The sequence below is a fragment of the Thalassotalea psychrophila genome (assembly GCF_031583595.1).
Lineage (GTDB): Bacteria > Pseudomonadota > Gammaproteobacteria > Enterobacterales > Alteromonadaceae > Thalassotalea_A > Thalassotalea_A psychrophila.
The window spans coordinates 3,865,110-3,890,610 of sequence record NZ_CP134145.1; the positions used below are offsets into that span (position 1 = coordinate 3,865,110).

General features: G+C 37.0%; 23 protein-coding genes. 16 read left to right on the forward strand and 7 right to left on the reverse strand.

The annotated features are described in order from the left end of the window. Window position 1: 1 nt before the first annotated feature. Both murU and RGQ13_RS16030 read right to left on the reverse strand, forming a co-directional pair. Window positions 2–676 carry an N-acetylmuramate alpha-1-phosphate uridylyltransferase MurU gene (gene murU, locus RGQ13_RS16025; RefSeq protein WP_348390748.1) on the reverse strand — a complete coding sequence of 225 codons (675 nt, stop codon included), beginning with the start codon at window positions 674–676 and terminating at the stop codon, window positions 2–4. Next, window positions 673–1,683 (reverse strand): aminoglycoside phosphotransferase family protein, encoded by a 1,011-nt coding sequence (locus RGQ13_RS16030; RefSeq protein ID WP_348390749.1) that lies wholly within the window; start codon window positions 1,681–1,683, stop codon window positions 673–675. Before RGQ13_RS16030 ends, murU begins: the two co-directional genes overlap by 4 nt. 234 nt (window positions 1,684–1,917) lie before the next feature. Here RGQ13_RS16030 and lptD point away from each other — a divergent pair, with 234 nt between their 5' ends. The 7 genes from lptD to RGQ13_RS16065 all read left to right on the forward strand — a co-directional run bounded on the left by lptD (window position 1,918) and on the right by RGQ13_RS16065 (window position 9,950). Further along, a complete protein-coding gene (gene lptD / locus RGQ13_RS16035) occupies window positions 1,918–4,203 on the forward strand; it encodes an LPS assembly protein LptD (RefSeq protein ID WP_348390750.1) in 2,286 nt (761 codons plus the stop codon). Window positions 4,204–4,305: 102 nt separating this feature from the next. Further along, a complete protein-coding gene (gene surA / locus RGQ13_RS16040) occupies window positions 4,306–5,613 on the forward strand; it encodes a peptidylprolyl isomerase SurA (protein WP_348390751.1) in 1,308 nt (435 codons plus the stop codon). A 5-nt stretch (window positions 5,614–5,618) separates the two neighbouring features. Beyond that, window positions 5,619–6,602 (forward strand): 4-hydroxythreonine-4-phosphate dehydrogenase PdxA, encoded by a 984-nt coding sequence (gene pdxA / locus RGQ13_RS16045; RefSeq protein ID WP_348393420.1) that lies wholly within the window; start codon window positions 5,619–5,621, stop codon window positions 6,600–6,602. Next, on the forward strand, window positions 6,599–7,408 hold the full coding sequence (rsmA, locus tag RGQ13_RS16050; protein WP_348390752.1) for a 16S rRNA (adenine(1518)-N(6)/adenine(1519)-N(6))-dimethyltransferase RsmA: 810 nt from the start codon (window positions 6,599–6,601) through the stop codon (window positions 7,406–7,408). Before pdxA ends, rsmA begins: the two co-directional genes overlap by 4 nt. 26 nt (window positions 7,409–7,434) lie before the next feature. Further along, window positions 7,435–7,827, forward strand: coding sequence for a Co2+/Mg2+ efflux protein ApaG (apaG, locus tag RGQ13_RS16055; protein WP_348390753.1), 393 nt, complete (start codon window positions 7,435–7,437; stop codon window positions 7,825–7,827). Between the two features lie 232 nt (window positions 7,828–8,059). Further along, window positions 8,060–8,872, forward strand: coding sequence for a symmetrical bis(5'-nucleosyl)-tetraphosphatase (locus RGQ13_RS16060; protein ID WP_348390754.1), 813 nt, complete (start codon window positions 8,060–8,062; stop codon window positions 8,870–8,872). 145 nt (window positions 8,873–9,017) lie between these two features. Beyond that, on the forward strand, window positions 9,018–9,950 hold the full coding sequence (locus RGQ13_RS16065) for a Dyp-type peroxidase (protein WP_348390755.1): 933 nt from the start codon (window positions 9,018–9,020) through the stop codon (window positions 9,948–9,950). Between the two features lie 132 nt (window positions 9,951–10,082). Here the strand turns inward: RGQ13_RS16065 and argR are convergent, their stop codons facing one another. Further along, the gene (gene argR, locus RGQ13_RS16070) at window positions 10,083–10,553 is read right to left on the reverse strand and encodes a transcriptional regulator ArgR (protein WP_348390756.1); all 471 of its coding nucleotides are present in this window, start codon (window positions 10,551–10,553) and stop codon (window positions 10,083–10,085) included. 220 nt (window positions 10,554–10,773) lie between these two features. On the opposite strand from argR, the gene mdh reads away from it, so the two are divergent. Both mdh and RGQ13_RS16080 read left to right on the forward strand, forming a co-directional pair. Then, on the forward strand, window positions 10,774–11,706 hold the full coding sequence (gene mdh, locus RGQ13_RS16075) for a malate dehydrogenase (RefSeq protein WP_348390757.1): 933 nt from the start codon (window positions 10,774–10,776) through the stop codon (window positions 11,704–11,706). A gap of 267 nt (window positions 11,707–11,973) precedes the next feature. Further along, entirely contained in the window at window positions 11,974–12,600 is a 627-nt protein-coding gene (locus RGQ13_RS16080; RefSeq protein ID WP_348390758.1) for an SGNH/GDSL hydrolase family protein, read from the forward strand. A 14-nt stretch (window positions 12,601–12,614) separates the two neighbouring features. On the opposite strand, the gene ispB is transcribed toward RGQ13_RS16080, so the two are convergent. Further along, window positions 12,615–13,586, reverse strand: a complete 972-nt coding sequence (gene ispB / locus RGQ13_RS16085) for an octaprenyl diphosphate synthase (RefSeq protein ID WP_348390759.1) — start codon at window positions 13,584–13,586, stop codon at window positions 12,615–12,617. A 323-nt stretch (window positions 13,587–13,909) separates the two neighbouring features. Between ispB and rplU the strand changes: the two genes are divergently transcribed. From rplU to RGQ13_RS16115, 6 genes are all read left to right on the forward strand, one after another. Beyond that, window positions 13,910–14,221, forward strand: a complete 312-nt coding sequence (gene rplU / locus RGQ13_RS16090) for a 50S ribosomal protein L21 (RefSeq protein WP_348390760.1) — start codon at window positions 13,910–13,912, stop codon at window positions 14,219–14,221. A gap of 15 nt (window positions 14,222–14,236) precedes the next feature. After that, window positions 14,237–14,494 (forward strand): 50S ribosomal protein L27, encoded by a 258-nt coding sequence (rpmA, locus tag RGQ13_RS16095; RefSeq protein WP_348390761.1) that lies wholly within the window; start codon window positions 14,237–14,239, stop codon window positions 14,492–14,494. A gap of 223 nt (window positions 14,495–14,717) precedes the next feature. Next, entirely contained in the window at window positions 14,718–15,887 is a 1,170-nt protein-coding gene (cgtA, locus tag RGQ13_RS16100; RefSeq protein WP_348390762.1) for an Obg family GTPase CgtA, read from the forward strand. Between the two features lie 121 nt (window positions 15,888–16,008). Further along, window positions 16,009–16,500 (forward strand): type 3 dihydrofolate reductase, encoded by a 492-nt coding sequence (gene folA / locus RGQ13_RS16105; RefSeq protein ID WP_348390763.1) that lies wholly within the window; start codon window positions 16,009–16,011, stop codon window positions 16,498–16,500. Between the two features lie 171 nt (window positions 16,501–16,671). Further along, the gene (locus tag RGQ13_RS16110) at window positions 16,672–17,274 is read left to right on the forward strand and encodes a TetR/AcrR family transcriptional regulator (RefSeq protein WP_348390764.1); all 603 of its coding nucleotides are present in this window, start codon (window positions 16,672–16,674) and stop codon (window positions 17,272–17,274) included. A gap of 160 nt (window positions 17,275–17,434) precedes the next feature. Next, the gene (locus RGQ13_RS16115; RefSeq protein ID WP_348390765.1) at window positions 17,435–18,037 is read left to right on the forward strand and encodes an MlaC/ttg2D family ABC transporter substrate-binding protein; all 603 of its coding nucleotides are present in this window, start codon (window positions 17,435–17,437) and stop codon (window positions 18,035–18,037) included. Between the two features lie 49 nt (window positions 18,038–18,086). Here RGQ13_RS16115 and RGQ13_RS16120 read toward each other — a convergent pair whose 3' ends face one another. The 3 genes from RGQ13_RS16120 to nagX all read right to left on the reverse strand — a co-directional run bounded on the left by RGQ13_RS16120 (window position 18,087) and on the right by nagX (window position 23,784). After that, entirely contained in the window at window positions 18,087–21,236 is a 3,150-nt protein-coding gene (locus RGQ13_RS16120) for an efflux RND transporter permease subunit (protein ID WP_348390766.1), read from the reverse strand. A gap of 2 nt (window positions 21,237–21,238) precedes the next feature. After that, complete coding sequence (locus RGQ13_RS16125; RefSeq protein ID WP_348390767.1) at window positions 21,239–22,426, reverse strand: efflux RND transporter periplasmic adaptor subunit; 1,188 nt, start codon at window positions 22,424–22,426, stop codon at window positions 21,239–21,241. 215 nt (window positions 22,427–22,641) lie between these two features. Then, on the reverse strand, window positions 22,642–23,784 hold the full coding sequence (gene nagX / locus RGQ13_RS16130; RefSeq protein WP_348390768.1) for a transmembrane glucosamine N-acetyltransferase NagX: 1,143 nt from the start codon (window positions 23,782–23,784) through the stop codon (window positions 22,642–22,644). A 140-nt stretch (window positions 23,785–23,924) separates the two neighbouring features. Here nagX and RGQ13_RS16135 point away from each other — a divergent pair, with 140 nt between their 5' ends. Continuing rightward, window positions 23,925–25,487 carry a sensor domain-containing diguanylate cyclase gene (locus RGQ13_RS16135; RefSeq protein WP_348390769.1) on the forward strand — a complete coding sequence of 521 codons (1,563 nt, stop codon included), beginning with the start codon at window positions 23,925–23,927 and terminating at the stop codon, window positions 25,485–25,487. Window positions 25,488–25,501: the final 14 nt, after the last annotated feature.

A 25,501-nucleotide genomic window follows, 5' to 3' on the forward strand; every position in this document is an offset into this window, starting at 1 on the left:
ATTACTTTTCCATAACTTGTTTATTAATTTGTGTCAGTCGCTCTGGTGTTCCAACATCACTCCATAAGCCTGAATATAAGCTGCCGCTAATATCATCATTTTTCATCGCAGCAATTAAGATGGGTGCTAATGGCGCTTTTTCAATCTTCAAATCAGTAAATAATTTAGGCTGATAAAGTCCAATACCGGAATATGTGTATTTATTGTTAAATTCTTCGCCCCACTTTAACTTGTCATTGTTAAAGGCAAAATCTCCTTTGGGATTATGCTCAGGGTTTTCGACCAAAATTAAATGGGCTAGTTCACCATTTTTTAATGAAGGTATTTGCACAAATGGGTATTGACAATAAATGTCTCCATTTACAATTAAAAAAGGCTCACTTCCTAATAGTGGTAATGCGTTAACAATACCTCCCGCGGTTTCTAACGCGCCATCAAGCTCTGCGCTATATTGAATCGAAACCCCAAACCCTTGTCCACAGCCAAAATAGTCTTCTATCTGATCACCTAACCAAGCATGATTGATAATGATATCAGTTATCCCTGCAGCTTTAAGGTTATTCAAGTGATGTTCTATTAAAGGAATCCCAGCCACTTTCAATAAAGGTTTTGGGCAATTATCGGTTAGAGGCTTCATTCTTTCACCTCGCCCTGCGGCTAAAATCATTGCCTTCATACTCTAGCCTTTTGCTGGCTAGCAAGCTTAGTAATACTTGGTAGTACTTTACTCTTAACTAAATTGCTTAAAAAAGTTAACTCTGGATACTTGGCCGCAATGTCTATTATATAAGATAGAGTTAATGGAATATCTTTCAAATATCCAGATTTCCCATCGCGATGATATAAACGCGCAAAAATCCCACTCGCCTTTATATGCCGTTGCAGTCCCATAAAGTCAAACCAACGCGTAAATTGCTGATAACTAACATCGACTTTATTATTCAAATAATAATTATGAACATGTGGTTCAATCAATTCATCTTCCCAACGGACATAGCAATCTCTAAGTAATGAAACCAAGTCATAGGTAAATGGCCCTTTAACAGCGTCTTGAAAGTCTATTACCGCAATATCACCGCTAGCAATTAACATTAAATTACGACTGTGAAAGTCGCGATGTACCGTCACTTGTGGTTGCTCTAACGCACTTGCTATTAACAAATCAAAGCATTGTTGAAGTTGCTTGGTTTCATCAATGGTTAAACTGATATTTAAATGTTTGTGCACTAACCAATCGCTGAAAATATCCACTTCTAATTGTAAAAATGGAGCATCATAAACAGGTAAAGGCCACTGTTCTTGTGCTGACACCTTTTGGATTTTTGGTAACAGCTTTATCGCTTTTTCATATAGAGCAGCTATCGTCGTTTCATCGAGTTTGTCACTCAATAAAACATCGCCAAAATCTGATAAACACATGAATCCATTTGCTTCATCATAATGAATAATTTCAGGTACAATTAAACCGGAAGAACGAAAACTATGCGCTAAACTTACAAAAGCTAAATTGTTTAATTTCTCTGGTGGCGCATCTACGATGATATAGCTATTTTCATCTAGAATTAAACGGTAATACACTCTGAAGCCCGCATCACCAGATAAAGGAGCAATATTGAGTAATTCATCTGGAAAAATATGCGCGAGCCAAGTTCCAAGTTTTTGCTTACGAGTAAGAGCAGACAATTAAAACATCCAAGGTTTAATGTGAATAAATTAGAATTAACTACAATATACCTTAATGAAAAACACTAAAATATAAATTGTTGAATTATTAGTAAAATTATTGTCAAAAGCTATGTTAAACTAATGATTAATACTATTGTATTGTAATAATAATTAAAAAATCTGTCATAATTCTATTATTCTTAAAGTTAAGAATTTTGCAGATCACAGCAGCATTTATTTACCGGACTATGCATGCCACACACCCGTAGTTTATTTTTTGTCGTTTTATTAGGCGTAAATAGCTTCGCTATTGCAGCTGAAGATGACACTCAAGCATTGATAATCAAGTGCCCTATTCCTGTTCCAGAGCCTATTACTTTAGAAAACCCAGAACAGCTCGATCACCAATCAATTTTAATAGAATCTAAAAAATCATACGTTGAGAAAAATCAGTCAACCCGCTTTTCTGGAGGAGTAAAATTAGCCTCCGGAGATAAGAAAATAGCCGCCGACGAAATATTAGTCGATCGAGTAAATGGTAAAATATCGGCTACTGGAAATACTCGTTTTCAAGATAACTCAATGACCATCAATGCCGATAGTTTAGTGGCAAGTTCTATTGAAAAGAAAATGATTCTTTCAAACTCTCAATATCAGCTACATTCATCACCAGGCAGAGGAACAGCTGAAGAATTAAAAATAAGTGAGCTTGGAGCAAGTTTAGTTGACTCAAGTTTTACCACCTGTACTGAACCTGTGCCTGACTGGCAAATATCGGCAAGCGAAATTAATTTATCAACAAAAGATAATGAAGGTGAAGCTTGGAACACTGTATTTAGAGTAAAAGATGTTCCGGTATTTTACCTTCCTTATTTCAACTTTCCACTTACCGATGAACGTAAAACAGGTTTTTTATATCCGACTATTTCTTCTTCAAGTAGTAAAGGTGCTGAGGTTGGTTTACCTTTTTATTGGAATATTGCCGAGAATATGGACGCCACTATCACACCAATTCATATGTCTGAACGTGGCACGCAATTAAACACCGAATTCAGGTATTTAACCGGACAGCAATTTGGTCAAATAGATCTAGAGTATTTAGATAAAGACAAAGAGCTAATAAATAATGATGACGCTCGTTATTTGGCAAGGTACCAACATGCTGGTACTTTTGCTGAAAATTATCGTGTGTATGTTGATTACAGTGATATTAGTGATGACAATTATTTAGTTGATATTGGCAGCAAGCAATTTAGTAAATCTGAAGCCTATTTATGGCGCATTGGTGAGCTTTCGTATTTTAGTAATAACTGGCATTCAACAGTTAAGGTACAAGATTTTAAAGTACTAGGCGATAATAACCCTAGCTACCGAACTTTGCCGCAACTTGAATTGGATGTGTATCAACCGTTAGGGTTCCTTAATAGTACTTTTAATATTTATAGTGAATACTCTCATTTCGACATATCTAATGAAGATCTTCCGACCGCAGATAGACTACATGTAGAAACAGGGTTATCGATCCCATACTCAAAGCCTGGGTGGTTTATTAATTCTGATTTTAGGGTAATGCATACTGCCTACCAACAAGACAATGTGGAAAATGTAAATCTTACTACTAGCTTAAATCTAACTGAAGAAGCCGATCGTACATTACCAAAAGTTCGAATACACACTGGTTTAAACTTTGATCGTGACACAAGTTTTTTAGTCGATGATATGACTCAAACATTTGAACCACAAATTCAATATTTGTATATTCCAGAAAAAGATCAAAACGATATATTTATTTATGATACATCACCACTGCAAGACGACTTTGATGGTTTATTCAGAGATAGACGTTTCAGTGGTTTAGACCGTATTGCGGAAGCAAATCAAGTATCATTTGGCGCTACTACTCGAATTTTAAATCAAAGCAATACGGAACTATTTCACCTAAGTGTAGGTCGTATATTTTACTTAGATAATAGTAGCATTTCCTTTGATGAAGAGGGAACTCAAGAAGATTCTTCTGCCTTGGCAGCAGATATGTTCATCCAACTAGCCAGGCGTTGGCAATTTAAATCCGATATTCAGTATGATACAAAGAACAGTCGAACAGATAAGAGTCATGTCAGTATTGATTATCGTAAAGATAATCGTAATATTTTTCAGTTAAGCCATCGCTATATTGAAAATGTTTCAGGAGTGCAAATTGAACAAGCATCAGCGTTATCAAGTTTTCCAATTAATAAAGACTGGCAAGTTGTTGGCAGGGTAACACATGACTTAATAAGAAAACGTTCGCTTGAAGCGTATGGGGGGGTTCAGTATGAAAGCTGCTGTTGGGCCATTCGCTTTGCTGTTTATCGAAATATTAATACTAATTTAGATGAGCAAGATTTCGATAGTGAAAATCGCGATGAATTTGATAATGGTTTTATGCTACAGTTTGTTCTTAAAGGATTAGGTGGAAATCAAAAACCACTTCCTATAGATGATATGTTAGAATCAGGCATATTTGGTTACAAACGCCCGTACTTTCTAAGCAACTAAGCCATGTTTTGGCCAACATTAAAAGTAAAATAGATTTTTAAGACGTTAAAAAATTCAAATAAATTTAACAAATTCGAAGTAAATAACCGTAGATTTTATTCCATGAAAACAATAATCAAAATTGCCTTTATCATTTCAGGCATAGTAAGCAGCGCTGTTACAACATCTGTTGTCAATGCAAAAGAGTTAGAATTAGATAAAGTAGTCGCTGTTGTAAATTCAGGTGTTGTGCTTGAATCGGAAATCAACGAGCTAGTAAATAATGTTAAAAAGCAGGCTTTAGCTGAAAAACAAAGTTTACCATCGGATGCAGCCCTTCGTACCCAAGCCATGGAAAAGTTAATTAACGATAGTTTATTGATTCAAATGGGCGAGCGTATGGGTGTTCAAATTGGTGATGCTCAATTAGATACCACGATTGCATCAATCGCTAAAGATAATGGCGGTATGACTACTGAACAATTTAGACAAAAACTAGTAACTGATGGCGTTAACTACGAAAGCTACCGTGAAGGTATTCGTACTGAGATGATCACTAACGAAGTTAGAAAAGCTAACGTCCGTCGTCGTGTTGCCATTAGCCCACAAGAAATTTCAAACCTTGTAGAGTTAATGAAAGAACAAAAAAATGCTGATATTGAATACAATATTGGTCATATATTGATTAGCTTTCCTGATGAACCAACTCAAGATGATTTAGTTGATGCCAAAGACAGAGCGGATAAAGTTATTAATCTGTTAAATACAGGCTCAGACTTTAAGAAAATCGCTATTGCTTCTTCCGGTGCACCAAGTGCTTTAGAAGGTGGTGATATTGGTTGGCGTGGTATTAATGAAATGCCAACCTTATTTGCCGAATTAGTTGATGGCAATAAAAAAGGCGAAGTATTTGGACCAATCCGTACAGGTTTAGGCTTCAACATAATTAAAATATTAGATATTCGCGGTAAAGAAACGGTTGAAGTAAGTGAAGTGAAATCACGTCATATTTTAATTAAGCCATCAATTATATTATCTGAAGATAAAGCAGAGAAAATATTATTAGATTTCTTAACCCAGATAAAATCTGGTGAAGCTGATTTTGATGCCTTAGCACGTGAACACTCTGAAGGCCCAACAGCTACACGTGGTGGTGACTTAGGTTGGTCAGATCCAAACAGTTATGACCCTGCATTTAAAGAAGCATTAGCGACGTTAGAAGTTGATGGATACCATCAACCATTTCGGTCATCTTTTGGTTGGCACTTAGTGCAATTAACCGGCCGAAGAACTTTAGATGCAACCGATCTAAACAACGAAAATCGTGCCTACAACCTACTGTTTAATAGAAAGTTTGGTGTTGAAGCTATTCGCTGGATGAAAGAAACCAGAGATGAAGCATACATTGAAATTTTTGACGAAGAAGACTGATAATGATGGTTAATAAGATTGCCATAACCCCTGGCGAGCCCGCAGGTGTTGGTCCTGATATTTTAATACAACTGGCCCAAGAAAACTGGCCAGTGCAACTTGTTGCAATTGCTGATCCTGAAATGTTAGAGCAGCGAGCAAAGCAATTAGATTTGCCTTTAAAGGTTAATATTTATGACGCAGCAAGGGCTTCAAAGGCACACCAAGCAGGTGTCCTTGAAGTTTTACCGGTAAAGTTGGCTGAACCGTCTCAGCCCGGAATATTAAATGCCAACAATGGAGCCTATGTTGTTGAAACATTAAAGCTTGCTTGTGAAGGTAATATGTCAGGTGAATTTAAAGCAATTGTTACAGGTCCTGTTCATAAAGGCTTAATTAATCAAGCAGGTATTCCCTTTAGCGGTCATACTGAATATTTTGCTCAACAAGCTAATTGTATTGATGTTGTTATGATGCTTGCAACTGAAGGCTTACGAGTGTCATTAATGACAACTCATATTCCTCTAGCTTATGTATCTAAAGCGATAACTTTTGAGCGAATTCAAAAGATCACTCGTATACTACATAAAGATCTGAAGGAAAAATTTGGCATAAAAGAACCAAAAATTTATGTATGTGGCTTAAACCCACATGCAGGCGAAGATGGACATTTAGGCAGAGAAGAGATTGAGACAATTATTCCTGCTATAGAATCTCTACGTGAAGAAGGTATGCATTTAGTTGGTCCGTTAGCAGCAGATACAATTTTTCAAACTAAATATCTAGATGATGCAGATGCGGTTTTGGCTATGTATCATGATCAAGGCCTGCCAGTACTTAAATATAAAGGGTTTGGCGCGTCGGTAAACATTACCTTAGGACTACCCTTTATAAGAACCTCTGTAGATCACGGTACTGCCATTGAACTTGCCGGCTCATTAGATGCCGATACAGGGAGTTTCAGGGCAGCTATGAATAATGCAATTAATTTGGTACAAAATCAGCAATGAGTAATAAAAGCCATTTAGGTCATCAAGCCAAGAAGCGCTTTGGCCAAAATTTTTTACATGACGATGCCGTAATAAGCCGCATTGTTGACGCTATAAATCCATGTTCTGGTGAAAACCTAGTTGAGATAGGTCCTGGTCTAGGTGCTTTAACTGAGCCGGTGATTGAAAGAGCTGGTGATATTTCAGTAGTTGAGCTTGATAGAGATCTTGCCCACCGATTGCGCCATCACCCTTTTATTGCAAAGCATTTAACCATTCATGAAACTGACGCATTAAAATTTGATTTTGCTACGCTTGCCGATGAGCAACCATTAAGAATATTTGGTAATTTACCTTATAATATCTCTACACCGTTAATATTTCATCTTTTGACCTTTAAAGATAAAGTTAAAGACATGCACTTTATGCTGCAAAAAGAAGTCGTAAACAGAATGGCGGCAGGACCTAACTCTAAAACTTACGGGCGTTTATCAATAATGTGTCAATACTATTGCCAAGTAATGCCGGTGATGGAAATTGGCCCTGAAGCATTTCAGCCACCACCTAAAGTTGATAGTGCAATCGTTCGGTTAATTCCACATAAAGAAATTAAGTTCCCTGCTAAAGATGTGAAATGGTTAGAGCGTGTAACCCGAGAAGCTTTCAGCATGCGTCGGAAAACCATTCGTAACAGCTTTAAAAAACTTATTAGTGCTGAACAGTTAGAAACATTAGGCATAAAAGCCAGCTTAAGGCCTGAAAATTTGAGTTTGCACGATTATATTACTGTTGCGAATTACTTAACGGACAATCCGCCAGAGTTGTAATACCAATTCTAAATGGAGATATTGCTATGGAAACAGAACACGGGACACCAGGTCAACTAGTTAAAGTTTCGACACAAGTCGACTTTATTGAAGAGCAGTCTGACCAATATCAAGACCGATATGTTTTTAGCTATACAGTCACCATAGAAAATAATAGTAATAAAACCCTACAGTTAATTTCTCGTAGTTGGTTAATTACTGATTCAGATGGTAATAAAGTATCTGTTGAAGGTGATGGCGTTGTTGGTCAACAGCCAATTTTACAAAGCGGCCAACGGTATCGTTATTCTAGCGGTTCAATTATAAAAACTCCATTAGGTACCATGGAAGGCTTTTATATTATGAAAGACTTACAAGGTAATAAGCATAAAGTAACTATTCCTGTTTTCGGCCTTTCTATTCCGAATATAGTTAATTAACCTCAGTTCTGGATAATGAGTGCTTGATACCAGCAACAAATCAATCACTTAACAATTAATGTATGAATTGAAAAAGGCTAAAAATTATTATTCCATATCAATGCTTCAATTTTTTCGATTATCAAGGCAAAACAATTGTGAATAGTGGGCTATTTACGGTTATTTTAACGCAGAAAATCGGAAAAATAGATGTATTGAGCAAGTGCTGCTTATCCAGAGTTGAGGTTAGCTGATGGCTATTTATTTGCTCGGTGATATTCAGGGTTGTCATACTGAATTATGTCAATTAATGAAACTTGTTAATTTTGATCTTAACACCGATCAAATTTGGTTTACCGGTGATTTAGTAGCGCGAGGCCCTGATTCGTTAGCAACATTGAGGCTGATAAAATCGCTAGGCAATAGTGCCAAAGTTGTTTTAGGTAATCATGACCTACATTTACTTGCTGTTCATGCAGGTATCAAAAAAGTTAAAAGAAATGATCTTGTAGATGAGTTACTTAATTCATCTGATATAGATGAGCTAATGGATTGGCTTGCACAATATCCGCTTGTAGAACAACTTCCCAATGAAAATGCCTATATGAGTCATGCGGGTTTACCGCCAGAGTGGCAACCTGAAGATGCTTTAGCACAATCAAACTTTGTACAAGAAAGAATATCGGGTAGCGAGCGTAACCATTGGCTTAACTCGATGTATGGTAATACGCCAAATAGTTGGTGTAACGCCCAAACTGAAGAAGAGAAATTTAGATATAGTGTGAATGCCTTAACCCGTATGCGGTTTTGTTTTTCTGATGGCTCATTAGAGTTTACCAGTAAAGGATCCCCTATTGATAACCAAGACACCAACCTTTCTCCTTGGTTTAAATTATCTAAATCGATCGGCACAACTCAATGGGTATTTGGCCATTGGGCAAGCTTAAATGGTGAAGTAGATAATCCTAATATTTACGCACTTGATACCGGCTGTGTTTGGGGTGGAAGATTAACTATGCTGCGTTGGCATGACAAAAAAATATTTTCAGTTCCTGCACAACTATAAACATGCTCCCCCTTCCTGACGAAAGTCAGGATCTCGTTTCTCGTTTCTCGTTTCTCGTTTCTCGTTTTTAAAGTATTAATATTTTTCTTTGTTAAACACAAATAAACTCATATACTTAAATGAAATTTATAATTTGGGAATCTTCATGGCTAGAGAGCAATTTGGCATTTGTGCCGAGCCAAATTTACACAGTTATTATCTGATGTTTAATGTATTAGATAATAAAAACAAATTTATACGTAAAGCACTCGCAGCTCTGCCCGAGTTATTTGACGATTACGCAGATCAATTTTCAGAATCAAATTTGAATGCTGTTATAGCCATTGGTGCAAGTTATTGGGATGAATATTACCCTAAGGCAAAACCGATTGGATTAAAACCGTTTGCTCATATGCAGGTCGAAGACAGATTTGCACCAGCAACTAATTATGATTTATTTATAGAAATTCGCAGTGATCGAGCAGACGTAAATCATGTGGTAAGTACCAAAGTTTGTGATTTATTAAATGATGGGGTTGAGCTTGCTGAGCAAGTAAAAGGTTTTCGTTATTTAGATGGTAGAGATTTGACTGGCTTTGTCGATGGTAGTGAAAACCCTAAAGGTATGCATAAGCGTGAAGTTGCCTTAGTTAAGGAACAAGACCAAAGCGAGTTCACTAAAGGAAGTTATCTTCACATCCAACGTTATCGCCATAATATGAATTTATGGCAAACGCTCGAAGAAAAGCAGCAAGAAGATATTATCGGTAGAACCAAACGCGATGACATCGAATATGCTTCTGAAGATAAGCCGCATACAGCTCATATCAAGCGTACTAACTTAAAAGATAATAATGGAAAATCATTAGAAATAGTTAGGCAGAGTATGCCTTATGGACACATGAAAGTTCAGGGCTTATTCTTTGTAGCATATTGTCATACGCCAGAAAATTTTGAGTTACAGCTTAAAAGCATGATTGAAGGTGACGGCCATGGTAACTTTGATCACTTACTTAAATATACTCAAGCTGAAACAGGTGCTGCATTTTTTGCTCCATCACTAGATTTAATTGCAGAAATTGCCGCTGAGGAAAAATAGTAGTAATTCGTACAATACAATTAACAGAATTAAAACCGACCGTGGTAATTAAAAGTTAATTCATCCCTCAATCAAAAAAGCCGACAAATGTCGGCTTTTTCATAAATTTAATTTCTAGCTACAGGCTAATTATCAATACATCTTCTGAAACAATAAATTTAACTTTTCTTTAGTTACTTCAATATCGCCAACAGCAGTTGGGGCGATAAAGATAGTATCATCACCGGCTATTGTACCTAATACGCCATCAGCCTTACTTAATGAATCAAGTAAGCGGGCAATCAATTGGGCAGCACCTGGGCTAGTACGAACGATGATCATTACATCATTACTTTCAATATCTAGTACAAGTTGTTTAAGTGGGCTTTTGGCTGTAGGCACGCCTAACTCAGCAGGTAAACAATAGACCATTTCTTGTCTGGCGTTGCGCGTTCTTACCGCACCAAACTTACTGAGCATACGTGACACTTTCGATTGGCTTATATTATCAAAGCCTTCACTTTTTAATGCGTCAACTATGTCACCTTGAGAACCGAACTGTTCTTGTTTTAACAGATCTTTAAATGCATTTACTAATGCTTCTTGTTTTTGTTGTGAGCTCATATTGTTGTCTTTTACCCTGAAAAAATGATCATTGTTAAGCTTATCTTACACATAGTGAATAACTAAACTAAAGTATCATATCAGCCTTTGCTCTGTTATGACAAAATAGTTTGTAATTTAGAGCACAATTGGGTATCTTCTGTGCCATTAAAAATAAAGTAATTACTCAACTAATCAAACGGTAGTTACTTCACTATATAAATAATATTTGGAGAGTTTCATGAAAGTTGCCGTTTTAGGTGCTGCCGGTGGTATCGGTCAAGCATTATCATTATTACTAAAAACTCAATTACCTGCTGGTTCTGAGCTATCTTTATACGACGTTGCGCCAGTAGTACCTGGTGTTGCAGTTGATTTATCTCACATCCCTACAGATGTTACTGTTAAAGGTTACGGCGCTGACGCTTTAGGTGATGCATTAACAGGTTGTGACATTGTGATCATTCCTGCAGGTATGCCACGTAAGCCTGGTATGGACCGTGCTGATTTATTCGCAGTTAACGCTGGTATCATTAAAACTTTAGCAGAAGGCATTGTTGCTAACTGTCCTAAAGCATTAGTTGGTGTTATTACTAACCCAGTTAACGGTACTGTGCCAATTGTTGCTGAAGTATTCAAAAAAGCAGGAACATATGAAGCTAACCGTGTATTTGGTGTAACTACTCTTGATGTTATCCGAAGTGAAACATTTATTGCTGAGCTTAAAGGCTTATCAACTTCAGATGTTAAAGTGCCAGTAATTGGTGGTCACTCTGGTACAACTATCTTACCTCTTCTTTCACAAGTTGAAGGTGTTGAGTTTACTCAAGCAGAAATTGATGCATTAACACCACGTATTCAAAATGCTGGTACTGAAGTTGTTATGGCTAAAGCTGGTGGCGGTTCTGCAACATTATCAATGGGCGCAGCTGCTGCTCGTTTTTGTATGTCTTTAGTTAAAGGCTTACAAGGTGAAGACGTTATTGATTACGCCTACGTTGAAGGTAACACTGGCGATGCTACATACTTCGCTCAACCTGTACGTTTAGGTAAAAACGGTGTTGAAGAATACCTACCTTACGGCGAGTTAAGTGCATATGAAGAAAATGCTAAAAACGAAATGTTAGCCACTTTAAACGCTGACATTAAAGAAGGTGCTGATTTTATCGCTTAATTTTAACGATTAATCACTCTTATAAAAACCGGCTTATTAGCCGGTTTTTTTATTTCAGGGAGGAAATAACTTAGAATTGTCAGGGATGGTCTGAACTCTGCTATTGCCAAATGATTTAGCGCTATCTTCCAACCTATTAGTAATATTGATCTACACTTATACATTAATTAAATTAAACAATTTTACTCAGTCATAATGTTAGAAAAATTCATTAACTTTGCATTAATGCCCATATTTTATCTACAAGGTATCAAGGTACGAAAGTCTTTGCCAACCTTACCTGAACCCGTAGGTTTACGACAGGGATTAAGTGGTGTTGGTAAACAATTGAAATTATTAATTATTGGAGATTCAGCTGCTGCAGGAGTGGGGGTTGAGCATCAACGTAAAGCTTTACTAGGTAATCTAGTCAGCAACTTAGAAAGTCATCATCAAGTTAATTGGCAATTGCATGCTCAAACTGGAGCAACAACTATAGAGACAATTAAAGAGGTTGATAATATTGGAAAACAAAAATTTGATGTGATCATAACGTCATTGGGAGTTAATGACGTTACCTCGAGGATCAGTGCAAGAGAATGGCTTACTAAGCAATTACAGTTAAGAGAAAAACTAATTGCTAAATTTAGTCCTAAACTATTAATATTAAGCTCTCTTCCACCAATGGGAAAAATTCCCGCTTTACCACAGCCATTACGTTGGTATGTGGGAGCAAGAGCTGAAGAGTTCGATCAATTATTACAATTAAGTTGTCACGGCATCACCCATCATTTACCCATTAAAATAGGTAGCATCAGCGATATGATTGCTAAGGATGGATTTCATCCAAGTGCCGGTTTATATAAAATATGGGGGCAGCAAGTTGCACAGATGATTCGTGAACGGGTAAATTAAATATTTAAGGTTATTTACGCGTTACGATCTACAGATAAATGTGCAAGAGCGATTAGTGCCTGCTTGTATTCAGACTCAGCTAAACAATCTAATGCTGCAATAGCTTTCTCAGCTTCTTCTTCAGCCATTCGTTGCGTTAACTCTAATGCACCGGTTTCACGCATTGCTTTTAATACTTCATCAAGATGATCCATGCCATTACCCGTTTCAATAGCTTCTCTGATCATTACACGCTGAGTTTCATTACCGTTATGCATAGCATGCAATAATGGTAATGTTGGTTTTCCTTCAGCTAGATCATCACCAACATTTTTACCCATTTCTTGGGCATCAGCAGTGTAATCAAGCAAATCGTCTATTAATTGGAAAGCTGTACCTAAATGCATGCCATAAAGGGTCATTGCCTTAACCATATCTTCTGATTGCTCAGTAACAACAGCAGCAAGGCGAGTAGCAGCTTCAAATAACTTAGCAGTCTTGCAATAAATTACCTGTCTATAACTCTCTACCGTTGTGTCAGGATCGTTACAATTCATTAATTGCAGAACTTCACCTTCTGCTATTACGTTAGTTGCATTAGAAAGAACTTTCATAATGCTCATATCATCAAGAGTAACCATCATTTGAAATGAGCGGGTATAAAGAAAGTCACCAACTAATACACTGGCACTATTACCAAAAAGTTCATTTGCTGTTTCTTTACCACGGCGCATTGATGATTCATCAACCACATCATCATGTAACAAGGTGGCAGTATGAATAAACTCAATAATAGCAGCCAAACAAATATGTTTTTCTCCTTGGTAGCCCATCGCACGGGCTGCCAGTACAGTTAATAGTGGGCGAATACGTTTACCACCAGAGTTAACTATATACATACCAAGTTGGTTTATCAGCACAACGTCAGATTTTAATTGCGAATAAATAAGTGTATTCACAGCACTCATATCATGGTTGGCAAGTTCTTGGATTTGATTAATGTTCATAGTTTATTGGTTTGTAATTATTGTTTAGGTAATGAAATAAATGATTATTCATCTACTTTTTATATAGGCGATGATTTTACACTATTTTACCTAAGAGCAAAGATATCTATGCAAAATAAGTATAATTAGACTGCAATTAAAGCCCTTATTCACCCTGCTTTGGGTCAATAAAAAGCAAAGGTAACTTTTTGTTATTTATTTTTCGTAAATAATTACAGTAAATTTACTAATTGGGCTTGCTAAGCCCTAAATCTTCGCGTAGAATCCGCGACCTATTATTTTAATTTGTGCGTCACTATTAATGGCGCAGTACGGAGTAGCAAATGTACGCTGTATTCCAAAGCGGTGGTAAACAACACCGTGTAAGCGAAGGTCAAACTGTTCGCTTAGAGAAACTTGAACTAGAAATTGGTTCAACAGTAGAATTCGAAAATGTTTTAATGGTTGCTAATGGCGACGACATCAACATCGGAGCACCTTATGTTGCCGGTGGTAAAGTTACAGCGGAAGTTGTTTCTCAAGGTCGTGGCGATAAAGTTAAAATCGTTAAATTCAAACGTCGTAAGCATTCACGTAAGCAGCAAGGCCACCGTCAGTGGTTTACTGAAGTGAAGATTACTGGCATCAACGGTTAATAGGAGTAGTTAAAGATGGCACATAAGAAGGCAGCTGGTAGTACTCGTAACGGTCGTGATTCAGAAGCGAAACGTTTAGGTGTTAAACGTTTTGGTGGCGAGTCAGTTTTAGCGGGTAACATTATCGTTCGTCAACGTGGAACTAGATTCCATGCTGGTACTAACATGGGTATTGGTAAAGACCACACTCTATTTGCTTTATCAGATGGTAAAGTACAATTTGAAGTTAAAGGTCCTCAAAGCCGTAAGTTCGTATCAATCATTGCTGAATAGTCAGTAGCGATAACGAATATAAAAACTCGCTATTTAGCGAGTTTTTTTTTGCTTAAATAATTAAACTTTATAATTGAATTTCAAAAATTAAGTTTAGTTACGAAAAGTAACTGTTTCTAATTAGTGGTTTTTTTAATCACTGGTTATACTAATACCTATAATATTAATTTATTGATCAATATATTAGATATATACATTTATGTTTGGAGCTTAATTAAAGCTAATGAAATTTGTAGATGAAGTTGAAATTCGCGTTGAAGCCGGTGACGGTGGTAGCGGGTGTGTAAGTTTCCGTCGTGAAAAATACATTGAATACGGTGGACCTGATGGCGGTGACGGTGGCGATGGTGGCGAAGTATACTTAGTTGCTGATGAAAACCTGAACACGCTTATCGATTATAGGTTCGAGCGTTTTCATAATGCCCAACGTGGCGAAAATGGTAAAGGTCGCAACTGTACTGGTAAGGGTGGCGTCGATTGCATTCTTAAAGTTCCGGTTGGTACCCGTGTTATCGATGAAGACACTGGCGAGCAGATTGGCGATTTAACCAAGCATAAACAAAAACTAATGGTTGCTAAAGGCGGCTGGCATGGTTTAGGTAATACTCGTTTTAAAAGTAGTACTAACCGTGCTCCTAGACAAAAAAGTTTAGGTACTCCTGGTGAAATTCGTAATTTAAAACTTGAGCTATTGCTTCTAGCCGATGTTGGTTTATTAGGTTTACCAAACGCGGGTAAATCGACTTTAATTCGCAGTGTTTCCGCAGCAAAGCCAAAAGTTGCAGATTACCCGTTTACAACCTTAGTACCAAACTTAGGTGTAGTACGTTTAAATTCACAGCGCAGTTTTGTTATAGCTGACATTCCAGGACTTATTTCTGGCGCAGCTGACGGTGCAGGTTTAGGTATTCAATTTCTTAAGCATTTAGAACGTTGTCGTATGCTTATACATCTTGTAGATGTATTACCTGCCGATCAATCTGATCCTGCAGAAAATGCCTTAACTATAATTAGAGAGCTTGACCAATACTCTGAAAAATTAGCTGGCAAGCCTCGTTGGTTAGTCTTTAATAAACTAGATTTATTATTGGAAGATGAAGCCGAAGAAGTAATGCAGCGCGTAATTAAAGCATTAGATTGGCAAGGCGATGTACATAGTATTTCAGCGTTCAACCGTGAAGGAACTACTGAGTTAACGAACAAAGTAATGACCTTTATTGAAGAGCTTCCAGAAGAAATTGTGGAAGAAGAAGTTCCAACTGAAGATGTTGAGTTCAAATGGGATACGTATCACGAAGAAACTATTGCTGGTTTTGGTGATTTATCTGACGACCTTGATGATGAAGATTGGGATGAAGATGATTACGATGTGGAAGTAGAGTACCGTAAGTAACAATTACTCTCCTGCTACATTTAAAAGCCAGACTGTATAGTTTGGCTTTTTTGTTTTTAAAGCTCTTAAATGTTTGATATTCTAGCGTCATCAAAAACATATAATTCAATAAGAGTTTTTCATGACCATATTATCTATGATTGTTGCTCACGCCAATGGCCGTGTAATTGGTAAAGACAATCAAATGCCTTGGCATATGCCTGCCGATTTAAAATATTTCAAACAAACCACATTAAAAAAGCCAGTAATAATGGGGCGAAAAACCTTCGAATCAATCGGATTTCCATTACCAGGTCGTCGAAACATAGTAATTAGCCGCGATGAAAGTTATCAGGCAGATGGTATTGAAACTGTAACTTCTGTTGATGCTGCATTAGACCTTGTCACTGATGTAGAAGAAATAATGGTGATAGGTGGTGGCAGCATATACCAACACTGTTTAAAAGCAGCACAGCGGCTTTATATTACCGAAATTGACCTAGCTGTTGATGGTGATACCCTCTTCCCTGATTATAATGCAGAAAATAATTGGCAGTGCGTTAAACAAGATGCGCACTGCGCTGATGATAAGAATCCTCACAACTACAATTTTAAAGTTTACGAGCGTATTTAAATTAAACTTATTCTTGATGATGTAGCCTGTGTTAAACTAAGCCAATACGACAAACTTTCACTTATTGGAATTAAATCACCATTCCCATATAACAGCTTGTAGAAATTAGTTATTTTACAACCGACCCATTGGTCGGTTAGAATGTAAAGAATTATGCTGAGGTAGTAGTTTATGAGAGATGCCGATCAAACTCGTCAAAAAATATTAGAAGTTAGTGCTGATGAGATCCATAAGCATGGTTTCACCGCTACTAGTTTATCGGCAATTATCAAACGCTGTGAAATTTCCAAAGGTGCTGTGTATCACCACTTTGCCAATAAAATGGAATTAGGATACGCGGTTTTTGAAGAAGTCTTCACTCCAATGTTTTTAGCCATGTGGCAACCTGCCGTTGAAGTTGAAGACCCAATCGAGGGATTATGTCAGTTTTTTACTCAGATGAGTAAAGAATCTAGTTGTGATGAAATCGTTTGTGGGTGTCCTTTAAATAACTTATGTCAAGAAATGTCAGGCATTGACGAGGGTTTTAGACTCAGAATTTTAAATATGCAGCAGCAACTCAATCAACTTATCTCGATAAATTTACAACGAATTTCCGCACAATTACGCCCTGAAATAGACGTCACCCAAGTAGCCTACTTTATTGTTGCCAGTTTTAATGGTTCATCAAACTTAAGTAAGAGCTCACAAAACAAAGATTTGTTCGATAAAGTAATTAATGAACTTTGTTTATACATTCGTAGCCTAAGAAAAAATAACAAACCTACCCAATAGCTCATTGTTTTAGCACAAAATAGTATAACTAATATTTACTAATTATTTACATACCGCACGGTCGGTATGTAAAATAACAGCAATTATTAAAAATAATATATTTATTTTAACTAGAATTAACCTAGTGATCTCAGTTCACATAAAGAAACAAGGAATGACCATGAAACGATTATTCGTAATTTCCCTATTCATCATTATCAGCTTTAACAGTATTGCAGTTGAGGAACAACTTTCACCATATAACGTGATTAACAATACAGGGAATAATTTATTTACCCGAATTGCTACCGAGCAAGAGTTGTTAAAAACATCTCCTGAGGTAATGATTGAAATTGTTGAGCAAGAATTAATGCCAGCGATAGACTATAAATATGCGGCATTCAAAATTTTGGGAAAACATCTCAAAAAAATGAGCAAAGTTCAAAAACAAAACTTTATTATTTCAATGCGAAGTTACTTAGTTAAAACTTATGCAACAGCCCTTAACCAGTATAACAATCAAGTAGTAAGCTTTGAGCCAGAACGCCCAACCAATGGAGCAAAGATTGTTCCGGTAGATGCGATTATTTCTAATATTAATGCGCCAGACATCACCATTACTTTTCAAATGCGTCAAAATAGAAAATCAAAGCAATGGAAAGCTTATGACATGATTATCGAGGGTGTTTCTTTATTAGCAACTAAACGAGCTGAAATTAATAGCCGTATTGCTAAAAGTGATATTGATCAAGTAACTCTTGAGTTAGCTGTAATAAGAAAATAGATAAATCAAAAGGGATTGAATTCACAATCCCTTTATTCAAATCTTTGCTTTAAGCTTCCACCTCGTGAGTTAGTACTGGCTCAGCAGATTGGTAAGAATGCTTTCTTTTAAACAAGCTTTTTATATCTGTAACAACGATATACAAACAAGGTATCAATAATAACGTTACCACAGTAGCAAACAATACACCGTACCCTAATGATACAGCCATGGGGATCACCATTTTCGCTTGCATACTCGTTTCCATCATAATTGGTACTAAACCAATGAACGTCGTTATTGAGGTAAGCAAAATAGCCCTAAATCGACTACAACCAGCATCGACAACGGCAATAATAGGCTTAATACCTGCTTTTTTAGCATTGTTTATATAATCAATCATTACCAAAGAGTCATTTACGACTACACCAGCAGCCGCAATAATACCCAGAATAGATAAAGCACTTAAATCAATCCCCATGATCATATGGCCAAGTACTGAGCCAATAACACCAAATGGGATCACTGACATAATAATAACCGGTTGGCTGTAGGACTTTAATGGCACAGCTAATAAGCTGTAGATAATCAATAGTGAGATAACGAAGTCACGAATTTGGGTATTTTGACTTTCTATTTCTTCTTGAATTTTACCTGCAACTTCACTTTTCACCATAGGATACTTTTTAAGCAAATTAGGCATGTAATTTTCACGAATGTCCTTGGCAATCTCAAATGGCTGAGCTTGCTCTGCATCGACATTTGCCCACACATTAATAGTGCGATTACCATTTTCTCGACGAATTTGACTTACGCCGTCAGTAACGATTATATCTGCGACTTCAGATAATGGAATTTCTGCACCATCAGAGGTTTGAATTAATACATCATCCACATGGCCTATTGAACTTCTATCCTCTAATGGATAGCGCACCATCACTTTAACTTCTTCGCCATCACGTAATATTCGCTGCGCTTCAAGACCATAAAAACTATAACTAACTTGTGAAGCAACATCTCTTAACGTTAACCCCATAGAATAGGCTAACGGTTTCAGTTTAAATTGTACTTCTCGAGCAGAATTCATTCGAGAGTTATTTACATCACTTACACCTAGCAATGTGTTCAATTTAGCTGTTAACTCTCTTGATGCTTGGATGAGCTGTGTCTCATCACTCCCTTCTAAGCGGAAACTAATATCACCATCATCTCTATCATTACCAAATAGGTTATCTTGAGTATTTAAGCTTTTAACACCTGGAATTAACGGCATATTGGCGCGCCAGCGATCAGCCAGTTCAAACGTATTCATTGGACGTAACTCTGGGTCAATTAGTTTGACCATGATACGAGCAGAGGTTCTTCGTCTTAAATCCACCTGCACATCTGAAATCATTGCAGTACCAAATTCTTCTTCAATTTCAGCATCTACTTCAAACAGAGATTTCTTAATTGCTTTAATTGCCGATAATGTGGCTTGCTCTGATGAATCTAAGTTCATTTCTAATTGAATTCTTGGGAAGTCATGAGGGATTTTTGGTTGACCAATAAATCGTACTAACCCCCCTTGAAACAAACCAGCACAAATCAACATAAATGCAATAAATGTACAAACGACTACATAACGATATGTCACTGCTTTTTGTAAAAATGGACGATATTTATTTTCAATAAAAGCACGTAAATTTCGATCAATAAATGCTCTGAACCGATCTAGCGGATTCTTAGGATTAAATACTTTAGGTTTCATCCGGGCTAAATGGGCAGGAAGTATTAATTTAGACTCAACTAAAGAAAAAATTAAACATAAAACTACAACAAAACCGATTGATTTACCGAATGCTGACGTTGGGCCGTCATCGAATAAGAATGGTAAAAATGCGGCAATCGTTGTTAAAACTCCAAACGTGGCAGGCATAGCAACCCGCTTCACTCCCCGAATAACATTATCTAAACTGTGACCTTTTTCTTCCACTTCACTATGGGCACTTTCTCCCATTACTATGGCATCATCGACCACGATCCCAAGTACAAGAATGAAAGCAAACAAACTAATAACATTAACCGTCACATCAATCATACCTGTAGGCATAAATAATAAGGTACCTAAAAAACAAACTGGTAGGCCCATCATTACCCAAAACGCTAATCGTACTCTCAAGAAAGTCGCCAACATTAAGAACACTAAAATGCCACCACCTATGAGGTTATTGAACATTAAATCAAGTCGACCTTCTAGATATTCCGTCATGTCTACCCAAGTTTCTAAATGAACGCCTTCTGGTAATTGATCTTGCTTATCATCAATGTACCTATTTATAACTTTAGCAACATCAGTAATACTTTGATCATTGGCAGCACCAATAAAGAAAGTGACTGAATTTTTTCCATTAAATTTGGAATATTGAATACCTTGTTCAAAACCATCAGAAATTTGTGCAACTTCACCTAGTAAAATAGTCGAACCATCTGCACGGGTGATTAACGGCAGGTTTTCAAATTCATGACCTATATAAGCCTGATTTTCCACCCGTAAATTTATATAACCATTTTGGGCACGGATCTGTCCCGCTGACATATTGCGCGACCAATTTCTCACGGCATCAGCAACTTGTGAAAACGAAAGCTTATACTCTCTAAGTTTGTCTTTACTGACTTCTATTCCAATTTCATAGTTCAAGCCGCTATAAAATTCCGATACATTGATTAGCGGTAACTGTTGAATTTCATCATGAATTTTTCGGCCAAAGTCCTTCAGTTGCTTCTGGCTCATATCCCCATACAAGCTAATATATTGCACTTCTTGACGCAGTTTAATACGTTCAACTGTAGGCCTTTCCATACCAGCTGGGAATGATGAGATAGAGTCAATTTGCGATTTTACTTCTTCTAACACTATTTGTGGATCGTAAGTTTCACTTACCCTGAACCAACCGTAAGATAAATTACGATTTGAATAGGTGATCATCCTCTCTAAGCCTTGTACAGACTCAAGTGCCTCTTCAACCTTTATGGTTATACCTTCTTCCACTTCTTGAGGTGCAGCACCAGGATATACAGCTTGATATTCAAGCCAATTAATTTCAACTTGCGGGAAAAATTGCTTACGAATTGTCCCCATCGTTAATAGACCACCAATAATAATGATGATCATCAATAAATTTGCAGCTACAGGGTTTCGGGCAAACCAAGAAATAATGCCTTTATTTGTATCAATCATAATTACTGACCTTTTTGCGCTATTTGCGTTTCAGCATTTTCAAGTTCATCATCTTTCTCAGTATCACCACTAACCAAGGCAAGATTCATTCCAGATACAGGAAAATCAAGCGCTGAAGTGATCAATAATTCGCCTTGTTCAAGACCTGCAGAAATAACAACTTTGTCTCCTTGTTGGCGTACAATTTCTACCGTTTTATAACGCAGTTTATGTTCACTGTCTAAAACAGCTACCTGGTTGGCAACAACTAAATGTCTAGGTACCAATACAGCAGAGTCCATATTAGCACCCGCGATATGAGCATTTACATAAGTACCATATCGAATTGGCGTAGTGCCACTTTTTAAACCGTAAGGGTCTTCAATTTCAGCAACTAAATAGTTCATTCGTGAACTATTATCGATTACTCCTTCCGAACGCGCTATTGTCGCGCGCCATTGCTGCTTTTTACCTGAGTAGTCACTAGTTAATAAAACTTCAGCTTGTTCACCATTAGCCAATAAAAATTGAATTTGATTATCTGCAACAGGTAACCTTACCTTCGCAATCGAGATATTAAGTAGCTTTCCTATTTTACTCCCTACACCAACAAATGAGCCTAAGCCAATTTCACGGTTGGCGATCATTGCATCATATGGGGAAGTAATTTTTGTTCGTTCTAAATTTCTTTTTGCTCGCTTTACTGCAGCTTGAGAGGCTTTCACTCGCGCCATTTCTTGTGCTAGTTGAGGTTTACGCAAACTAAGCTCTGTAGGGGATGTATCTTTAATTCTTTGCCACTCGCGCTCTGCTACTTTGCCTTGAGCTTTTTCTAGCTCTAAAGATGCTATTGCAGAGGCGTAACTTGCCTGAGCTTCAATGAGTGCAGCTTCATAATCGCTTGGATCAATTGTTGCGAGTATGTGGCCTTTTTTAATAAAACCTCCACGCACAAAATCATCTGACAATGACATTATTTGGCCACTTACTTGAGCGACCATTTCAGTTTCATATTTAGGCTGCACTACACCATAGGAAGTCACATCTAAGTTTATCGGCATAACTTCGACTTCTTGTACCGCTACAATTGGAGTTAAATCAACATTCTTTTTTTCTTCAGGCGGTTTTTTCATCGAAGAAAATACCATCATTGCACCAACTCCAGTAATTAATACAATGAAAGGTATAATAATTTGTTTCTTTGTGGCCACAGCTGCTCACCTTAGTAATTCTACTTATCTGAGTGTATGGTAACAAAATGTTAAAAAATGTAACCAAGCAAGATGTTACGAGGTATTACAAATTATATGTATGTACAAATTTGAAGTCTTGATTGGTACTTCTAAGTTGACTCAAGGATAAATTTAAAAAGCCCATAAACATCGTTTATGGGCTTTTTCTAATTGATGATGTGAAAGGAAGTTAACTAAACTTTAATAAATATTTTGTTACGATACATCCATGCGAGCAACAGCCATTGCAATAATAATAAAAATACAATAGAAAATAACGCCTGCCAGCCCTCACTCAAAGGAGACAAAACCCCACCAAATAAGCTATTAACCATATACTGCCAATTTACCAAAGCAGTGCCTAAATAAATAATAATAGAGTTCATGCCTATAATGGCAAAAGGCTTAGCCCACGTTTGCCAGTGTTGCATATCAATCAGCCAATAAAAAAGCGATAGAAACAGTACGCTCCAACCACTTGTGACTAATACAAATGTAGGTGTCCACAATGTTTTATTTACCGGTAATATAGAGTTTAATAACCAGCCTAGGCTTAATGCAAGCACTCCTATAATCAATAAATTACGTAGCAATACTTTAGGAAATTGTTTTTGTACACTCATTAATCGGCCAATAAACACACCGACTAAACAATTCAATATAGAGCCTAAATTTGACAATAAGCCTTCAGGATCAACGGCTAAGTTTTGGTAGCGAATCCCTGGCATCAAGGTTTGATCTACCCAAGCATTAATCGAAAACTCGGGGCCTAAATTACCACCACCAAAATCACCTATACTAACGAACGATAATATTAACCAATATCCAATAAATATCGCGGCGGTTATATACAGCTGAGTTTTTGTTTTAAAGTGCCAAACCAGCATAGCAGCAACAAACCAGGCCAAACCGATACGACCAAGCACGCTTACATACCTTATTTCACCAAAATCTGCTGGAATACCTGTACCCCAGCCATGATTATAAATTACTCCTAATAAGAGTAGTAAAACTAAGCGTTTTACCGCGTGGCGATACTTCTCATTTCTCTGCTGTTTAGGCAGTCCAGCTATCGGTTTGGCAGCAAGACCTAAACTCACACCGGACAGTAAAATGAACAGCGGAAATATTAAATCGTAAAACGTAAATCCATGCCAAGTTGAATGCAGCATTTCATTAGCGGCCAAATTAAAAAAAGACAGGCCGGTGATTACAAATAACGCTGAAAATAGGCCTTCAGCTCCTAGGATCCAAAACATGTCAAAGCCTCTTAGAGCATCTATCGACAGTAAGCGTTTAGGTTTTTTTATATTTATTTCGGTTTCAGTATTAGACATTTAGGCAATCTTTGACTTCAATAGGACAAACTAATCTATACTAAGTAGGAAATATTTACAGCAATTAAACAATATCTATATCGCATAAATTATGATTATATAATCCTTTGCGAATGTATATTTATGGGATACCCCCGGTAATGCTTAGAAAAATATCGATAAATACATTAATGAAATGGTCATGGTTTCTTTTGACGTTATTAATGATAATTATCACCATAAGTTATCGCTATTTTGTTGAAATACCGACTGAAGAACGGGCTGTTCAAAAGCTTTATAAACGTGAATTAAACGCACTTTATTACTCTCTAACGCAAACATTTAATAATTTATACATGATGAACAAAGACTATGCGCTTTGGGACGACACTTATGCATTCATTGCCGACCAAAACAGCGAGTATTTAATCAGTAATTTTGCCGATCAAACATTTATTAACTTAGGGATTGATGCGGTATTTATAGTAGACCATAACAATAATATCCTGTTCAAGAAAGGTTGGGATCATAGTCGTGAAAAGGCTCTGGTGTTCAGTAAATTAGATGACAATGGAAAATTCTCAGCCACTAATTTACTCAACTTTAACAAGGGTGGTGATGCCAATCCAGTGGGTATGTTCAGCACAGAAAATGGCGCGATGATATTTAGCATTTCCAATATTACCGATACAGATGCGAGAAAACCAAGTACCGGAAAAATGATATTTTTCCAGCGATTTGATCAAAACACGGCGGATATTCTCAGCAAAGAAACGCAACTGAGCCTTACAATCATTCCCTTTAGCCCTAAATATAAGCACACACAAAAAATAAATTTGATGCTGCAAGATAAAGATATAAAGGCATCTGATTATTGGTTGGTGGAGGACATTAATCAACAGCCTTTATTCGTGCTTAATGTGAAGCACCAACAAAAATACGATCCGAAAATTTTAACCTCTGAAATTGTCATCTCAATAATGGTGCAGCTAAGCATTTTAGCGTTTATGTACTTGCTGATACGACAACTGTTTTTAAAAGCAATTAAAAACATCAATAATGAAATCACCGCCATGGCGAATACTAAATCTATTGCGCCAATAGAAAGCCAGACAAAAATTAGTGAATTTCAATTTTTTTCAACCGAATTTAACCACTTGGTTAACACGGTAAAAGACCAGCAGCTGCAATTGGAAAAACTCAGTACAACAGACTCTCTCACCCAAGTTCCCAACCGCTTGGCATTTGAACAACATTTTGCCAAAGAATGGGCACACTTACATCGTAATAATATTCCCTTTGCTATCGTAATGTGTGATATCGATTATTTTAAAAAATACAATGATTCTCTCGGTCACTTGCAAGGCGACGAAGCTCTTAAACAAGTTGCAAAAGCATTAGCTATGTCAAGCCGTCGAATTAATGATATTGTTGCCCGCTATGGTGGAGAAGAGTTTGTAATATTGTTCGGAGGTATAGATTTTTCGGGTCTACAAATGAAACTAAATGAAATTATTGAGAGCATTAACGCCCTAAATATCGCTCACCCTGATTCAGACATTGCACCGCACATCACCTTAAGTTTGGGGGCAACATTAATGACTCCCGTAAGAAACATTAATGAAAAGCCTAACCTGATCCGCGCGATGAGTATTGCCGACAATGCTCTTTATCTTGCCAAAAGCAAAGGCCGCAACCGCGCCGAAATTGCTATTGATAAATAAACGACTACAATCAA

Coding starts and splice junctions, on each gene's coding strand:
- murU (WP_348390748.1), bottom strand. CDS start 676: ATGAAGGCAATGATTTTAGCCGCAGGGCGAGGTGAAAGAATGAAGCCT.
- lptD (WP_348390750.1), top strand. CDS start 1,918: ATGCCACACACCCGTAGTTTATTTTTTGTCGTTTTATTAGGCGTAAAT.
- surA (WP_348390751.1), top strand. CDS start 4,306: ATGAAAACAATAATCAAAATTGCCTTTATCATTTCAGGCATAGTAAGC.
- pdxA (WP_348393420.1), top strand. CDS start 5,619: ATGGTTAATAAGATTGCCATAACCCCTGGCGAGCCCGCAGGTGTTGGT.
- rsmA (WP_348390752.1), top strand. CDS start 6,599: ATGAGTAATAAAAGCCATTTAGGTCATCAAGCCAAGAAGCGCTTTGGC.
- apaG (WP_348390753.1), top strand. CDS start 7,435: ATGGAAACAGAACACGGGACACCAGGTCAACTAGTTAAAGTTTCGACA.
- RGQ13_RS16060 (WP_348390754.1), top strand. CDS start 8,060: ATGGCTATTTATTTGCTCGGTGATATTCAGGGTTGTCATACTGAATTA.
- RGQ13_RS16065 (WP_348390755.1), top strand. CDS start 9,018: ATGGCTAGAGAGCAATTTGGCATTTGTGCCGAGCCAAATTTACACAGT.
- argR (WP_348390756.1), bottom strand. CDS start 10,553: ATGAGCTCACAACAAAAACAAGAAGCATTAGTAAATGCATTTAAAGAT.
- mdh (WP_348390757.1), top strand. CDS start 10,774: ATGAAAGTTGCCGTTTTAGGTGCTGCCGGTGGTATCGGTCAAGCATTA.
- ispB (WP_348390759.1), bottom strand. CDS start 13,586: ATGAACATTAATCAAATCCAAGAACTTGCCAACCATGATATGAGTGCT.
- rplU (WP_348390760.1), top strand. CDS start 13,910: ATGTACGCTGTATTCCAAAGCGGTGGTAAACAACACCGTGTAAGCGAA.
- rpmA (WP_348390761.1), top strand. CDS start 14,237: ATGGCACATAAGAAGGCAGCTGGTAGTACTCGTAACGGTCGTGATTCA.
- cgtA (WP_348390762.1), top strand. CDS start 14,718: ATGAAATTTGTAGATGAAGTTGAAATTCGCGTTGAAGCCGGTGACGGT.
- folA (WP_348390763.1), top strand. CDS start 16,009: ATGACCATATTATCTATGATTGTTGCTCACGCCAATGGCCGTGTAATT.
- RGQ13_RS16110 (WP_348390764.1), top strand. CDS start 16,672: ATGAGAGATGCCGATCAAACTCGTCAAAAAATATTAGAAGTTAGTGCT.
- RGQ13_RS16115 (WP_348390765.1), top strand. CDS start 17,435: ATGAAACGATTATTCGTAATTTCCCTATTCATCATTATCAGCTTTAAC.
- RGQ13_RS16120 (WP_348390766.1), bottom strand. CDS start 21,236: ATGATTGATACAAATAAAGGCATTATTTCTTGGTTTGCCCGAAACCCT.
- nagX (WP_348390768.1), bottom strand. CDS start 23,784: ATGTCTAATACTGAAACCGAAATAAATATAAAAAAACCTAAACGCTTA.
- RGQ13_RS16135 (WP_348390769.1), top strand. CDS start 23,925: ATGCTTAGAAAAATATCGATAAATACATTAATGAAATGGTCATGGTTT.